Source organism: Apibacter sp. ESL0432 (genome assembly GCF_019469225.1).
Classification (GTDB): Bacteria; Bacteroidota; Bacteroidia; order Flavobacteriales; family Weeksellaceae; genus Apibacter.
This window is the reverse complement of sequence record NZ_CP048266.1, coordinates 1,417,504-1,432,583: the sequence shown is the minus strand read 5'-3', so window position 1 is coordinate 1,432,583 and position 15,080 is coordinate 1,417,504. Positions and strand designations below refer to the sequence as shown.

Below are 15,080 nucleotides of genomic sequence, written 5' to 3'. Positions count from 1 at the left end.
CGTCCCGTTATTAGTTAAGTTTGCAAATATACTACTTGTTTTACTATTGCTGCAAATTTTTGCGTACAAATTATCGTTTTATACTCTTAGTTTTTCTTGGAAAAATGAGCATCCCAGCCTTGAGCATTCAACGGAATGCGCTGTGTATTTCCTTTAGTTATCAAAACATTTTCAACCGTTTCGGTAGCATGACCGATAATGGTGAAGTTAGGATTATGTTTGATCTTATCATGATCTTCAATAGGGATGGTAAATAAAATTTCATAATCTTCTCCCCCGTTTAGTACCCCTGTTACGGGATTAATACCGAATTCTTCCGCTGTAGTAATTACCTGGCTGTCCATCGGGATTTTTTCTTCATAAATGGAGAAGCCAACGTTACTTTGTTGGGAAAGATGAATGATTTCAGATGCCAACCCGTCGGAAATATCAATCATAGAAGTAGGATGTACGTCCATTTCTTTAAGTAAGGCTTTAATTTCCGTACGTGCTTCAGGTTTTAATTGCCTTTCCAAAATATAAGTATACCCCGATAAATCCGGTTGAAGGTTTGGGTTAACTTTAAAAACAGAATTTTCACGTTCCAATACTTGTAATCCGAAGTAAGCACCGCCCAAATCACCGCTGACAACCAAAAGGTCATTGGGTTTTGCTCCTTTTCGGTAGACAATCTCGTCTTTATGAGCATATCCCACGGTAGAAATATTTATTACCAATCCCAGGTTGGATGAAGTGGTATCTCCTCCGACTAAATCTATAGAATAGTGCTTACACGCCAGGTGGATGCCGGTATATATTTCTTCTAATGCTTCTACCGGAAAACGATTGGATACGGCTATGGAAATCAGTATTTGTTCCGGAACGGCGTTCATGGCAACCAAATCGCTGAGTCCGATAACTACTGACTTATAACCTAGATGTTTTAAAGGGGTATAAGCCAAATTGAAATGAATATTTTCCAATAGCATATCGGTAGAAACTAACACCTTTTTATCTTTTGGATCCAACACGGCGGCATCGTCTCCAACTCCTTGTAGAGTAGAGGGATGTTTGGGTTTGAAATTTTGAGTAAGATGTTCGATCAGTCCAAATTCACCATATTCTGAAATTGAAGTTTTATATGGATTCTTATTATCAAGCATACTGCGGATATCTATTAATTTATTTTGAATTCGATTTTCGAATTTACGGCTTTTTCGGGTATATGCCTTATTATTTGTATTGCGATCCGTAATTTTTTCGATTTTTTACTAAATAGTAGGAGTGTAATTAAAATATTTTACAAGGATTGAATAATATAAAGTTTTTTTAGAAAAAAAATCCATACAGATTCAAAGATTAATTTTTAAGGCGGTTACCCATAACAATAACAACACTCCAATCCCCGTAATTCAATAAACTACAAACAGATATCCCATACTTATTTTCAAAATAAGAACCGAACCAATCCATAACTTTGTTCAGACAACCCAACAGCATCTTTTTGATGATCAACAAGTTAAACTAAAAATAACCGTAAAAGTTATAAATTCTGATAAAAAAATCTTTATCTTAGCCGAATAATTTTCACAAAGCCTAACTTATGAATATAACGTTTTGTTGTTTCGTGTATAGTTTATTTAGTGTAAATCGGAATCTAATTCTTATGGAATTTTTCCGCTTGTAAAGCTTAAAAAATAAAAAAGTAAAGGGAATTTTTAATTGCTTTACTCCCACTAACTCAACCTTAAAAAAAACTAACTCCATGCCCGATAAAAAACCCGATCATTTAGCCTTAGTAGTAGAAGGAGCTTGCGTAAGCTGCAACCGAGGAAGCATTCCCGAATGTATTTTAAAAGTAAAGCATAAGGACGATGACAAGTACCTGGCCAACCAAAAGAAAATAGCCACTTGGCTGGAAGATGACCAAGACCACATGAATTTTGGATTGTGTAACCGAAGCAGCCCCCAGCCGGCCTGCACTCCGCAAATTTCATGGAAAGATTATTATCAAAACGCCGAATTCGGCAAACAAAAACCACTGACGGAAGCTTCCTACGGGGAGTGTAAGTATAAGGGGAAAATCACCATAAAAAACCACGGCCAAAAGGTCAAACTCTCGGCTAAAATTTTTAAAAAACACCTCAGGGAATCGTATGATATTTTTATGATAAGTCCTAAGGTTGCGGCTTCATTAGGAAATACCATTCCTTCGGTAAGCAAAATAGATTTGGTTTCTTCAAGCGTTCCCAAGCAAACAATCCCCTCCCATCGAGAAGTGTGCTTTGAAATAGGCGGAGCGGTTAAAACAATCACCCTTCAGGCCACAGTAAGGGAAAAAGACGATGCCAGCCTGGTCAATTGGGCCTACTACAAAGGAGATACTCAAAAAGACCGAATAAAAACCTATCTGGAATACGGAAGCACACACCAAGTAAATCTGGAAGAGTTACCTGAAGGCAAGACCACCATCTTCGGATACGGAAAGGTTCCCATCGGCGATTCTACCAAAATAATCATCCATCGCAAAGCAAACAAACTCGAGGAAATTGTTGTCAACGCAAAGCAGGTTTCCAAAGAGAAAATCGTGGAACTTCCCAAAAATACCCCCGCCTATTTTACCCCTCGCTATACCTTTCCCGATTCGGAAAAAACCAAGTTTTTTATGTTGCAAGGCATGCGATGGCGCATCAAAGATTTGAACGGGACGATCTTATATACCAATGCTCCGGGATTTTCTGCCGATCATAAAAACAGTCCTTTGGGAGCGCAGATTCTCTCGGGAAGTCTGATGGCTTCTTTTCGCAACAGCGGCTCTTATGTTATAGAGTTGGAAGACCATAATTATGTTCCGATGGGAATGTTGCCTAATCGGCGCATGTTGACCGTAAAAATAAAAAACCGATCGGCAGAAAATATAAAAAACCTGGGAAGCGACAAGATACGAAAAGACGGCATTTTTCATCTGAAAGTCTCGAAAATCAAGTATAATTACGAAGGAATGATCGGATTAGGGAATCGGGCTTTTTGGATTGTTCAAAAAGACGGGGGAAAAGTCATGCGGTTAGGACTTAAAGAAGAGTTAAAGATCAGTGTTGCAGCGCTTGTCGAAGAATTCAAAAAACAAGGGCAGCCTGTAACCGACCTTTACGGGATTTATAAATTCCAAGCCTTCGGGGAAGATAAAGACTCGACAGCTGTTTTGGGAAAGGGCCCGGATACGGCATGGATTGAAGTAGGCAAGAACCGTTTGGAAAGCATCAGCGGTCCTGAAAAAATACCCGTGGGAGCAGAAGCTGTCTATAAGATCCAACCCTTGATGTCTCTGCAAGCGGGAGAAACGCCGCAATGGACCTATCCGCATTCTGTCGAGTTGGAATGGAGTCTGTCCTCCGACTGTCAACAAGCGTTTTTACGAATGGACAGGAAAGATAAAGTTACTTTTTCGGCCCAACTGAAGGGAGAGGAAGTAAGTCGCCGTTCGGTAAAAAAAACCGTACAAGCGGAAGAGGTTTTTCTGGAAAGAGCCCTGTGGTGTTACAAAAACGGAACCAGAAGGACCGAGACGGGCTGGGAGGAAGAAAATTATTTCTACCTTAGTTTGAAAGGGTTGGAGAGCGTTGGAATCAAAGTAACGATTTGGGCAGAACATCCCAACTTTGAACCGTTGGAAACCTTCCGCCGACAAGAATGTTTGATAAAAGAACTGGATGCCGTCTTGGATAAAAAAGGAAGTTGTCAACTTTCCTTTATTGTGGACCGGGAAAGTAAAGAAAAGATACAAACCATCAATCCCGACCCTAAAGTACAGACCCAACTTTTTTTTACGGTGGAATTTACCTCAAAAGAACCGTTGGATCTTTCTCGCATATCCTTGATCCACCGGGCAGACGGTCAAGAAGTGGAAACGGTGCATATAGACGGGAAAACGTTATATTTGATATTGGATCGCAGAGAATATTTGAAAGTCCCTGCTCCTGCGCGCATTACTTCTATGTGTTTTTCTAATGAGGCAGCGGATGATGTTCAGATAAAGACTACTGAGTACGGCATAAAACATACGGTTTGGGTACATACCGTGGGTATGGCTAAGGAAAAACTAACGGTGGTTGTGTATAAAAAATTGGGGGCGGATGATTGGGCGGATTCTTATAACGAAAAGCAAAAGTCCTTTATGGTGGCAACACAGGCAAAAAGGTATGAGGCTGAGGTGGTGGGGACCGACGGCTTACTGTCGCTGGATTTTACCCCGGAGAGGGACTCGAACGTTCCGAGCCCTCAGGTGTTCTATATCGCTGTTTTTAAGGAGGAAAAGGATGCAAACGATGCAACGGTTTGGGTGGAATTGGAATCTCAGCTGAAGACGGTAAACAGGGATTCGTATGAAAAGGTTTTTAATGAGGAGTATTCGCAGGTGGGCATTGCCATGCCCACTTTGGAGGAAGGGCAAACTCCTACCGCGGAACAATTAAAAAAGGTGGAATCTGTTTTTTTCCGTTTTTTTAATCCGCTCTATGTTTCTGATCTGGGAAATCTTGAAGATTTATCTTCGGTTTCTTTGGTTACCGTGGCCAGGGGGAAGAATTTGATGAAAAAACGTAATTGTTATTGTCATCGAGATTTTACCGAAGAAGAAATGGAACAATTGCTGATCCATATGAACGGGAATACGAAACTGTGGACCGACGGATTGATTAATGACAACAGCGTAAAAAGTTTAACTAGGGAATTAAATCAAATGTTTCGCAGATATGGTATTAATTCTTGCATACAAAAAATTACTTTTTTGGCTCAAGTAAATGCGGAAACGGGATTTTTTAAATTATCGCAAGAAAAACCGAGTAAATATAAATCCAGTACTTCCTTTTATAAAGGGAGAGGATTGATTCAACTTACAGGCAATTTAAATAAGGATAAAACTGTTTACGATGATCCCGGTCCTTATGAAAAGTATGGAAAATATTTAGCAGACAATGGTTATCTGAAAAAAGAAGAGGAAGGAATATTTATCACCAATCCTGATTTGATATCCAAAGATCTACATTATGCCATAGACAGTGCCGGTTGGGAATGGGAGGTTTTTAAAAGGGTTTCAAAATGGGGAGATAAAGACTATGATTCGGCTAAAATAAGAGAAGTTAAGGCATGGAAACGGGAGCGTTTTAGTAAAGGATTAGATCAAAGTTTAAACCGATTGGCTTTGGTTATGGAAGAAAGCGGAGAGGAAGAAAATTATTTTTGGCTGCAGTCTAAAATACTTAACGGTTACTCGCCCGATCATAAAGATAAACCCGATCCGCATGGTTGGGAAAAGCGCAAAGAAGGACTTAGAAAGTTAAAAACATGGTTTAAGTACGACAAGGCTGTTTGTAGAGGGGAGAAAGAGTTGGAGTTTATAAACACCAAAGGGAGAGCGCCGTGGATGGAACTTGCAGAAAGTATAGCTAAAGAAATGAAAGGTTGTAAAGAAGGTAAAGAGCCCATGTACTCAAATGCTAAAAAGTATTTACAATATTGTGGACTTAAGACTAAACCCACAGATGGGGAAAATGGTCCTTGGTGTGCCGCTTTTATGAATTGGGTAATAGGACAGACTATAAATCCTAAGACAAATATGCCATATAACCATGCAAAATCAGCATCATCATTAGCCCCAACACATAATTTAACAAAAGATAAATATAAACAAATATCAGAACCCATTTATGGTTGTTTAGTAGTTTACAAACATATAAAAGAATGGAAAGGGCATACTGGTTTTCTTTATGGTAAGACAAAAAGTGGAAGATATATTTTATTAGGAGGGAATCAAGATGATACAATACGATTCGATTCCTATGGAGAGATGATAGGAAATGTTAAAAAAATTCATGGATTTTATGTTCCAAAAGACTATGAAATTAAAGATCAAGACAAATTAACGGATAATGACATATATGAAAGTGCAAAAATATTAAATATAAAATTTGGAATTATAGCAGAACCATCAACAGGAAAAACAAATTAATTATAACTTATGAAAAAACAGATAATAAATATATTATTTCTACTGGGAAATATTTTAACTATTTCTTGTCAGGAAACCCCAAAAAACGAAACCGTACAAAAAAACAAAAAAGAAATTCAATCTATTGATACCCTTACTTTAAAAAAATCGGATACTATGTTGAATATAGAAGAAATTAAAAAGCATATAGAATTACAAAAAAGAATAGAATCGGATGAATTAGAGTTTGATGATCCGTATGAATATACCGAAAAAGACTTAGAATTAGCCTTAAAAGTTATACATATAGGATTACTGAACAATGGTTTTAAAGATATAACTGATCATGATTTCAAATTAAAGATGCAAAAAATATTTAATTATGAAAGGAAATATAGTGATAAATGTGCTTATAACTGGTATTATTTAAACGATAATAATTATAATTATATATTATATGGATTCTCAACAGTGTTAGATGGAGAAGTAATAAAAGCTGACAATATAAAATTTAGCCCTTTTATTGATGTGGGAAACTATTTTTTTAGTAAAGATTATCATTTTGTGACAATTATACCGTATCTAAAAGATTTAATCCAAATTAATCCCGATAATTCGTATAAAATAAAATTACCACAAGAAATAATATCACGAAACAAATACTTATTTACTGACGATAAAAGCCAGTTCCCATGGCTGATTACGCAAGATGAATTTTTTATGCGCAGTTTAGTAACAGACTTTGGTTATACGGAAGATAAAAAACTATTGAAATGGGTGATTGAAAACACCCATCTTCCATTTTTTTATACTTATGCTAAAGACGATGATTTGGAGGAGTTGGGAAAATTATTATGGACTAAAGATTGTAATGGAGAAATACGAGTTCATCAAAATACCTTAGATCTTCTAAAAGAAATGTCAACACCGGATAAAAATTTATATATCATGTATGTAGCAGAGTATTTATCAAATTATTTGGTATCCTCTGCAATTAAAGAAGAAAAATTGACAATAGAACAAAAAGCAAAAATAGCTGCTCATTTGTTGTATTGGGGAGAGCAATATAAATACGATAAACATTACGATTATAATCAAATGTTTATGGGGCATTTCTGGCATATTATTGATAATGGCAATTATGAAAAGGAATTTAAAAAGAATAATTATTATGGTTTACCTAAATTTAAAGAGTGGTATGAAGCAGCAAAAAAAGAAGAAAATATATTTGAAGGTTATGAAGATTATTTAAATGATGAACCACAACCATTAGATTATGAATTTAAAGCAAGACCAATAAAATAATAATCCCTTTTTAAATAAACTTTAAAATAAAGACAACTTTAACTTAGACACTTGTGCTCGAAAAGCACATTTTTTTGCACAATCTCGAGAAGAATCAGGCTTAGATTTGAAAGCAGCCCTAGAAGGAGAAAGTTTAAATTATGCTGCGGAAGATTTACCCAAACATTTTAAAGCTTTTCGGGCCAATCCGGCCTTGAAAGAAAAAAGCCCTCCTAATGAATTAGCCTATCAATATGGAAGGACGGCTCATCACCCGGCCAATCAAAGAAAAATAGCAGAAATAGCATACGGCAATCGTAAGGTATTAGGAAATAAAGGAGGAGAAGACGGTTGGAGATTTAAAGGAAGGGGATTGCTTCAGATAACCGGAAGAGAAAATTACGGTAAAATTCAAGAGCAAATAGATCAACTTGCTCCCGACAGTGGTTTTAATGTATTTACCTCCGCAATTAATGAAAAAGGCTATACCCCGTATCAAGCAGCCCTAACCGGAATGGCCGACTGGTATAAAGATAAAATGTATTTGGAAGCAGATAAGACCGGTCAATACTCCGATGATAGGGTTGTGGAAATGATTGTTGATATACTAAATAAAAACACGAAGTCACGTCCTAAAAGAAAAGTATGGTACAGAGGAGGAAAAGAAGAGAAATTATCCGTAGCCGTTGAAAACTCAACCAAGGTCCTATTTAAGGTAGCAGAATGTGAAAAGGTAGACAAGCCGTTAGACTATATTGATAGCGATTTAAAGATACAACAAGGAATAGACTGGTTATTAACCAAAGCCATAAGCCAGGAAGAAGCAAAAGCAGGAAAATCGTATAAAGTAAGATATGCCAACGATCAAAACCGAGTAGAAGAATCGGGAGAAAATACGATGGATTGTTCGGAATTAGTGTGCCGATATTTACAAAAAATAGAATGGAGTAAAAAGGTAATGGCAGGAAATACAAGGATACTGCATGACTTTGGTGAAACCTATTCGGAATATTTACTGAAACATGATGATATAAATTACAAACCTCAAAAGGGAGATATATTTATATGGAAAAATAAAAGCGGAGGAATGGGCCATACCGGGGTAATTATCGATTATGAAGAAAAAAAGATAAAAAGGAAAAATGAAGAAGGAAAAGAAGTTGAAGAAACCCTGGAAATAGTCACCACCATTGAAGCAATCAGTTCTTCTGAAACTCCTTATGGAATGAGTTCGAAATTAATTATGGGAGGAGTTATTAAACTCAAATGGTTAAGAAAATCAAAACATTTGCTCAATCACGCTCTAACTAAAAATAGGCAAAGCTTTACACCCTGCCGTTTTTATACCCCCAAAGTTCACTTTAGTAAGACAGATAAAAAAATACGGTGGAAAGATCAAGGGTACACCTTTGAAATAAATAAAAAATAATAAAAAAATAAAGAATTATGAGAAAGATATTGGTCTCATGTATACAAGTATTGGTTTTATTTTCTTGTCAAGGCCAAGAAAATAAATCGGCAATACAACTTAATAATGAAAATAAAGAAACAACAACAAAACCTATTGAAAAACCGACAGAAAATAAGCCCGTTATGAATAATGATATAGATTTAAAAAAAATAGCCGAGCATATTGAATTACAAAAACGGGTTTTTGTAGCAGATCATACTCCGGAAAACGAATATGTTGCCACCCGGGAAGATTTAGACTTGCAACAACCCTTAATTGAAAAAACGCTGTTTAACAGCGGATATAAATTTCCGGAATATGCCGAATTCAGAGAACGTGTAAAATATCTTTTTGGAGTAGACTTGGATAAAAGTAAAGAAACGATAGTTACCTTATATCCACTTCGTTTTGCCAATCTAAGGGGAATAGCTTATACGGATGAGGAAATCAAAGGTAATGTCAGTAAAACCATGACTTTTGATAAATATAAATATACTTTTGCCTGGGATGGATGGAATTTATTTATAGATAAAGAAAGAAAAATAATAACCCCGATGGTTTTTTTGGAGGATTTAATAAAAATAAATAATATCGATAAAAAGGAGTATTCGGTTAAACAAAATTTATCGATAGTAAGTTTAAATAAATATTTAATGTATGGAGATAAAGCCGGTTTGATATATTTACTTTCAAGGGAAAAAGAAATGGCTCATGACTTATTATTAAATTTCAATTATGATAAGGAAGATAAAATTAATAAAAGTGTTTTAGATAGTTTGTATAATCGATGTAATCCAAGAAGTTATGAGTTTGGGCAAGAGGTTAGAAGTTTAATTTTTGTAGATAATTTTAAAACGGATGATAAATTATATATCAGAGAAGGAATATTAAAAACGATAGAACATATAACTAATGAAAATGAAGGCACCTATGCGATAGAATTAATTGACAGCACATTATATCTATTAAGAGAATTAGATAAAAGTGATTTAACAAAAGCGCAAAAAGGATATAGTTATAAAAAAATAGGGTATTTAGCCAATACCTGTGATCCTCTATTTAGGAAATATCATTTATCAAGAACTGTAAGGTGGGGAAGGGGAAATATCTTAGGTGCATATCATGCCTCATTAGAAGATTTGGAGCCTTGGTATGATTTAAAAAACACCTTTATAGAAAACAACTACTATAATTTACCCCATTTAGAAGAAATGGTAGATTATGCGGAACAATTTAGTGATAAGGAGACTCCTGAATAATTCAAGTAAGGTACACGTAAAGGCTCAGATATAATATAAATATTGGTATTCAAAAAGATAACTTTTTGGGCTCAAGTAAATGCAGAGACGGGATTTTTTAAATTATCGCAAGAAAAACCGAGTAAATATAAATCCGGTACTTCCTTTTATAAAGGGAGAGGATTGATTCAACTTACCGGTAATTTAAATAAGGATAAAACTGCTTACGATGATCCCGGGCCTTATGAAGACTATGGAAAATATTTAGCAGACAATGGATATCTGGAAAAAGGAAAGGAAGGAATATTTATCACCAATCCTGATTTGATATCCAAAGATCTACATTATGCCATAGACAGTGCCGGTTGGGAATGGAGTATTGAAAAAAAGGCACTTTCATATATAAGAGATTATGGTGATAAAGAAAAAAATGCGTACGCTAAATGGAAACGAGATACATTTCCAAAAGGAGTGGGAAAATCATTAAATGATATTGCATTAGCCTATGAAGAAACTATAGAGGAAGAAAAATACTTTTGGTTTCAATCTAAAATATTAAATGGGTATCCGCTCACACATAAAGATAAACCCGATCCGCATGGTTGGGATAAGCGCAAAGAAGGGCTTAGAAAGTTAAAAGCATGGTTTAAATACGACAAGGCTGTTTGTAGAGGAGAGAAAGAGTTGAAACTAGATACAGGAAATAGGGCGCCATGGATAAATATTGCATGGGAAGAATATAATAAATATAAAGGACTTATAGAAAAACAAAGTCCATTAAAAGAAAAAATTAGTATATATTTTAAAGAATCTAATTCAAAGTTGAATTATAATGATCCTTGGTGCGCAGCATTTGTTACATGGTGCTTTAAACAAACAGAGTACTTGAATATAATTCCAGAAGGATGTACATATGCTTTTGCTTATACGGAATTAAATAGTCCAAAGGCTAAGTTAAGAGGAGTTAAAGGATGGTTACAAGGAGAAATATCTGAACCATTCATTGGTGCAGTAATAGTTTTTAATTATTCTCATGTTGCGTTTATAGTAGGAGAAAATAATGATGGATCTAAATATGTATATTTAGGAGGGAATCAAGGAGATAAGAGACAAAATCATCAAAAAATATGTTTAGGTTCTGTGAGTAAAAAAGATTCTAGTATTTATGCAATCATGAAACCTAAAAAATATATAATCTCAGATGATGAGAAAAAATTGCCTAAATATGATGTAAATATAGAAAATTCTGGAAATAGTTCAAGATAAAAATAAAATGAAAAAAATTAAATTTATAACTCTGTTATTACCTTTATTTTTTGGATGTCAAGAAAAGGAAAAACAAAATATCATGTCGAAAATACCTAATAATATGAATAATATTATAGAAATTGTTTTAAAAAAACAATTAGAAAATGGAGCAAATCAATATATAATAAGTGCGGGAGTAGAACTTCCTAAAGAAGAATTTTCAAATGAGGAATTAGATGTAAGTGTACATTTTGGAAAAAAAATATTAGATTCAAATGGATACAAAATTATTTCAAATAAAGATTTTAATAATAAAATTAAAACTATATTTAGAAGAAAATTAGATAGCACCACACAAAATAGATATATATACATAAATCAAAATAATATTTGTGATAAAACTTTTATAAAATATCCAAATTGGGAATTTCAAGGTTTTTACATTATAAAAGAGTGTAACTTTATTTCTAAGTTTTATTTTGTTCCAGAAATTGTAAACTATCAAAATGAATATTCTAAAATAGCTGAAATAGAAAATACAATATCATTAACAAAAAAAATTAATGATGAAAAGGTTTCTATCGAACGATGGAAACTTGGAAAATTTATCAAAAAAAAGATATATTAATCAACAATTATTAATTTCCCGAAACAAATACTTATTTAATGACGATAAAAGTCAGTTTCCATGGCTGGTTATGTATGATGAATTTTTTATGCGCAGTTTGGTAACTGAATTTGGTTATACTGAGGATAAAAAACTATTGAAATGGGTGATTGAAAATACGGATTTACCACTATTTTCAAAGTTTGCCGAAACAAAACATTTGAAAGAATTGGGAAAACTATTATGGACCAAGGATTGTAATGGAGAAATACGAGTACATCAAAATACCTTGGATTTACTGAAAGAATTATCTACCCCACATGACGATTTATATATTATGTATGTAGCAGAGTATTTATCAAATTATATGGCATCCTCAGCAATTAAAGAAGAAAATTTGACAATAGAACAAAAAGCAAAAATTGCTGCTTATTTATTGTATTGGGGAGAGCAATATAAATACGATAAACATTACGATTTTAATCAAATGTTTATGACCCGATTCTATTACTATCATTTTGAAAGAGAGGCTTACGAAAAAGAATTTAAAAAGAATAATTATTACGGTTTACCTAAATTTAAAGAATGGTATGAGGCAGCGAAGAAAGAAAAAGATTATTTTAATGGAGGAGAAGGAATGGAAGATGATCCAAACCCTTATGATTACAGGCGTATTGCAGAACCAATAAAATAAAAAATATATTTAAATATAACAGGTTTAATTCAACAAACAATGTATAAAAGAAGATGATCATATAAAATAAAAACACATTACAGTTTAAATTGAACTATATATATTAAAATAAAATTCTATGTCTATACGACATTTATGCTGTTATAACCAATTTTTTAAATATAGAGTTTATTATAAAATTCAAAAATAATCTCTAATAATATCTTTAAAAATATTAATTCAGAGGAAGAAAAATACTTTTGGCTGCAGTCTAAAATACTTAACGGATATTCGCCAGGTCATAAAGATAAACCCGATCCGCATGGTTGGGAAAAACGTAAAGAAGGACTTAGAAAGTTAAAAACATGGTTTAAATACGACAAAGCTGTTTGCAAAGGAGAGAAAGAGTTGGAGTTTATAAACACCAAAGGCAGGGCGCCGTGGATGGAACTTGCAGAAAGTATAGCTAAAGAAATGAAAGGTTGTAAAGAAGATAAAGAGCCCATGTACTCAAATGCTAAAAAGTATTTACAATACTGTGGACTTGAAACTAAACCTACAGATGGGAAAAAGGGCCCTTGGTGTGCCGCTTTTATGAATTGGGTAATAGGACAGACTATAAATCCTAAGACAAATAAGCCATATAACCATGCAAAATCAGCAGCCTCTTTAGCTCCTACAAAAGATGCAACAAAAAATAATTATAAGCAAATATCTGAACCTATTTATGGTTGTTTGGTTGTATACAAACATTCCAATGGCTCTAATGGGCATACGGGATTTTTAATGGGCAAAACGAAAGATGGAAGATATATTTTATTGGGTGGAAATCAAGATGACACAATACGTTTTGATGCTTATGGAGAGCATACAAGCAAAAGTAAAATAAAAAAATTATATGGATTTTATGTTCCTAAAGACTATGAGATAAAAGATCAAGATAAATTAACGGATAATGATATATATGAAAGTGCAAACGCATTAAATATAAAATTTGGAATTATAGCAGAACCATCAACAGGAAAAACAAATTAATTATAACTTATGAAAAAACAGATAATAAATATACTATTTCTACTGGGAAATATTTTAACTATTTCTTGTCAGGAAACCCCGAAAAACGAAACCGTACAAAAAAACAAAAAAGAAATTCAATCTATTGATGATACCGTAACTTTAAAAAAATCGGATACTATGTTGAATATAGAAGAAATTAAAAAGCATATAGAATTACAAAAAAGACTAGAAACAGCTGAATTGGAGTTTGATGATCCGTATGAATATACTGAAAAAGACTTAGAATTAGCCTTAAAAGTTATACATATAGGATTACTTAATAATGGTTTTAAAGATATAACTGATCATGATTTCAAATTAAAGATGCAAAAAATATTTAATTATGAAAGGAAATATAGTGATAAATGTGCTTATAACTGGTATTATTTAAATGATAATAATTATAATTATATATTATATGGATTATCATATAAATTGGATAATGAAATACTAACAGCTGAACGACTTAAATTTGGATCTTTTATAGAAATAGGAAACTATTTTTTTAGTAAAGACTATCATTTTGTGACAATTATACCGTATCTAAAAAATTTAATCCAAATTAATCCCGATAATTCGTATAAAATAAAATTACCGCAAGAACTAATCTCCCGAAACAAATACTTATTTACTGACGATAAAAGTCAGTTTCCATGGCTGGTTACACAAGATGAATTTTTTATGCGCAGTCTGGTAACTGAATTTGGTTATACGGAAGATAAAAGACTATTGAAGTGGGCACTTGAAAACACCCATCTTCCATTTTTTCATACCTATGCTAAAGACGATGATTTGGAGGAGTTGGGAAAATTATTATGGACTAAAGATTGTAATGGAGAAATACGAGTTCATCAAAATACCTTAGATCTTCTAAAAGAAATGTCCACCCCAAATGAAAATTTATATATTATGTATGTAGCTGAATATCTTACAAATTTAGAACACCTAAATGCTAACAAAGAATTAAGTGATGCGCAAAAAGCCAAAATAGCAGCTCATTTGATGTATTGGGGAGAGCAATATAAATACGATAAACTTTATGATTATAATCAAATGTTTATGGGGCATTTTTGGCATTATAAGGATGATGGCACTTATGATAAAGAATTTAAAAAGAACAACTATTATGGCTTACCCAAATTTAAAGAGTGGTATGAAGCTGTCAAAAAAGAAGAAAATCTATTTTTAGATGATCAGACTATACCTGATTCACCACAACCTTTAGATTATAAGCATAAAGCAAGACCGATAAGAAAATAATTATTTTTTAAATAAAATTTAAGATAAAGACAACTTTAACATAGACACTTGTGCTCGAAAAGCACATTTTTTTGCACAATCTCGCGAAGAATCGGGCTTAGATTTGAAAGGAGCCTTAGAAGGTGAAAGTTTATATATCGTGCAGATATAATTCCAGTAAATCTAAGTATAAAGGAAGAGGTTTCCATCAGTTAACAGGAAAACAAGATGATACCGGATAATATAATAAACCCGGACCTTATGAAAAATATGCGGAATTTGTAGAAAATAAAAAAATAGTAGAACAACCGGATTTAATT

The 15,080-nt window shown here is 33.4% G+C and carries 10 protein-coding genes; 9 read left to right on the top strand and 1 reads right to left on the bottom strand.

The genetic code is table 11. The features are described from left to right. Positions 1 to 86: 86 nt before the first annotated feature. A complete protein-coding gene (gene thiL / locus GYM73_RS06035; protein WP_160543367.1) occupies positions 87 to 1,142 on the bottom strand; it encodes a thiamine-phosphate kinase in 1,056 nt (351 codons plus the stop codon). A 602-nt stretch (positions 1,143 to 1,744) separates the two neighbouring features. On the opposite strand from thiL, the gene GYM73_RS06030 reads away from it, so the two are divergent. The 9 genes from GYM73_RS06030 (at position 1,745) to GYM73_RS05990 (ending at position 14,781) form a co-directional block, all read left to right on the top strand. Continuing rightward, entirely contained in the window at positions 1,745 to 5,986 is a 4,242-nt protein-coding gene (locus GYM73_RS06030; protein WP_220233293.1) for a PAAR-like protein, read from the top strand. 9 nt (positions 5,987 to 5,995) lie between these two features. Further along, positions 5,996 to 7,270 carry a hypothetical protein gene (locus GYM73_RS06025; RefSeq protein WP_220233292.1) on the top strand — a complete coding sequence of 425 codons (1,275 nt, stop codon included), beginning with the start codon at positions 5,996 to 5,998 and terminating at the stop codon, positions 7,268 to 7,270. A gap of 106 nt (positions 7,271 to 7,376) precedes the next feature. Then, entirely contained in the window at positions 7,377 to 8,678 is a 1,302-nt protein-coding gene (locus GYM73_RS06020) for a peptidoglycan amidohydrolase family protein (RefSeq protein WP_220233290.1), read from the top strand. Positions 8,679 to 8,695: 17 nt separating this feature from the next. After that, entirely contained in the window at positions 8,696 to 9,958 is a 1,263-nt protein-coding gene (locus GYM73_RS06015; protein ID WP_220233288.1) for a hypothetical protein, read from the top strand. A 42-nt stretch (positions 9,959 to 10,000) separates the two neighbouring features. Further along, positions 10,001 to 11,203, top strand: coding sequence for a CHAP domain-containing protein (locus GYM73_RS06010; protein WP_220233287.1), 1,203 nt, complete (start codon positions 10,001 to 10,003; stop codon positions 11,201 to 11,203). A gap of 7 nt (positions 11,204 to 11,210) precedes the next feature. Then, positions 11,211 to 11,813 carry a hypothetical protein gene (locus GYM73_RS06005; protein WP_220233286.1) on the top strand — a complete coding sequence of 201 codons (603 nt, stop codon included), beginning with the start codon at positions 11,211 to 11,213 and terminating at the stop codon, positions 11,811 to 11,813. Continuing rightward, positions 11,752 to 12,486: a hypothetical protein gene (locus GYM73_RS06000; protein ID WP_220233284.1), complete on the top strand. Its 735-nt coding sequence runs from the start codon at positions 11,752 to 11,754 to the stop codon at positions 12,484 to 12,486. Before GYM73_RS06005 ends, GYM73_RS06000 begins: the two co-directional genes overlap by 62 nt. Before the next feature lie 387 nt (positions 12,487 to 12,873). After that, a complete protein-coding gene (locus GYM73_RS05995; protein ID WP_220233283.1) occupies positions 12,874 to 13,500 on the top strand; it encodes a TIGR02594 family protein in 627 nt (208 codons plus the stop codon). Between the two features lie 9 nt (positions 13,501 to 13,509). After that, positions 13,510 to 14,781: a hypothetical protein gene (locus GYM73_RS05990; protein ID WP_220233282.1), complete on the top strand. Its 1,272-nt coding sequence runs from the start codon at positions 13,510 to 13,512 to the stop codon at positions 14,779 to 14,781. The last annotated feature ends 299 nt before the right edge of the window (positions 14,782 to 15,080 follow it).

Bases quoted from the DNA above. Each gene is read 5' to 3' on its own strand.
- GYM73_RS06015 (WP_220233288.1), top strand. From the start codon at position 8,696: ATGAGAAAGATATTGGTCTCATGTATACAAGTATTGGTTTTATTTTCT.
- GYM73_RS06025 (WP_220233292.1), top strand. From the start codon at position 5,996: ATGAAAAAACAGATAATAAATATATTATTTCTACTGGGAAATATTTTA.
- GYM73_RS06030 (WP_220233293.1), top strand. From the start codon at position 1,745: ATGCCCGATAAAAAACCCGATCATTTAGCCTTAGTAGTAGAAGGAGCT.
- thiL (WP_160543367.1), bottom strand. From the start codon at position 1,142: ATGCTTGATAATAAGAATCCATATAAAACTTCAATTTCAGAATATGGT.
- GYM73_RS06000 (WP_220233284.1), top strand. From the start codon at position 11,752: ATGAAAAGGTTTCTATCGAACGATGGAAACTTGGAAAATTTATCAAAA.
- GYM73_RS06005 (WP_220233286.1), top strand. From the start codon at position 11,211: ATGAAAAAAATTAAATTTATAACTCTGTTATTACCTTTATTTTTTGGA.
- GYM73_RS05990 (WP_220233282.1), top strand. From the start codon at position 13,510: ATGAAAAAACAGATAATAAATATACTATTTCTACTGGGAAATATTTTA.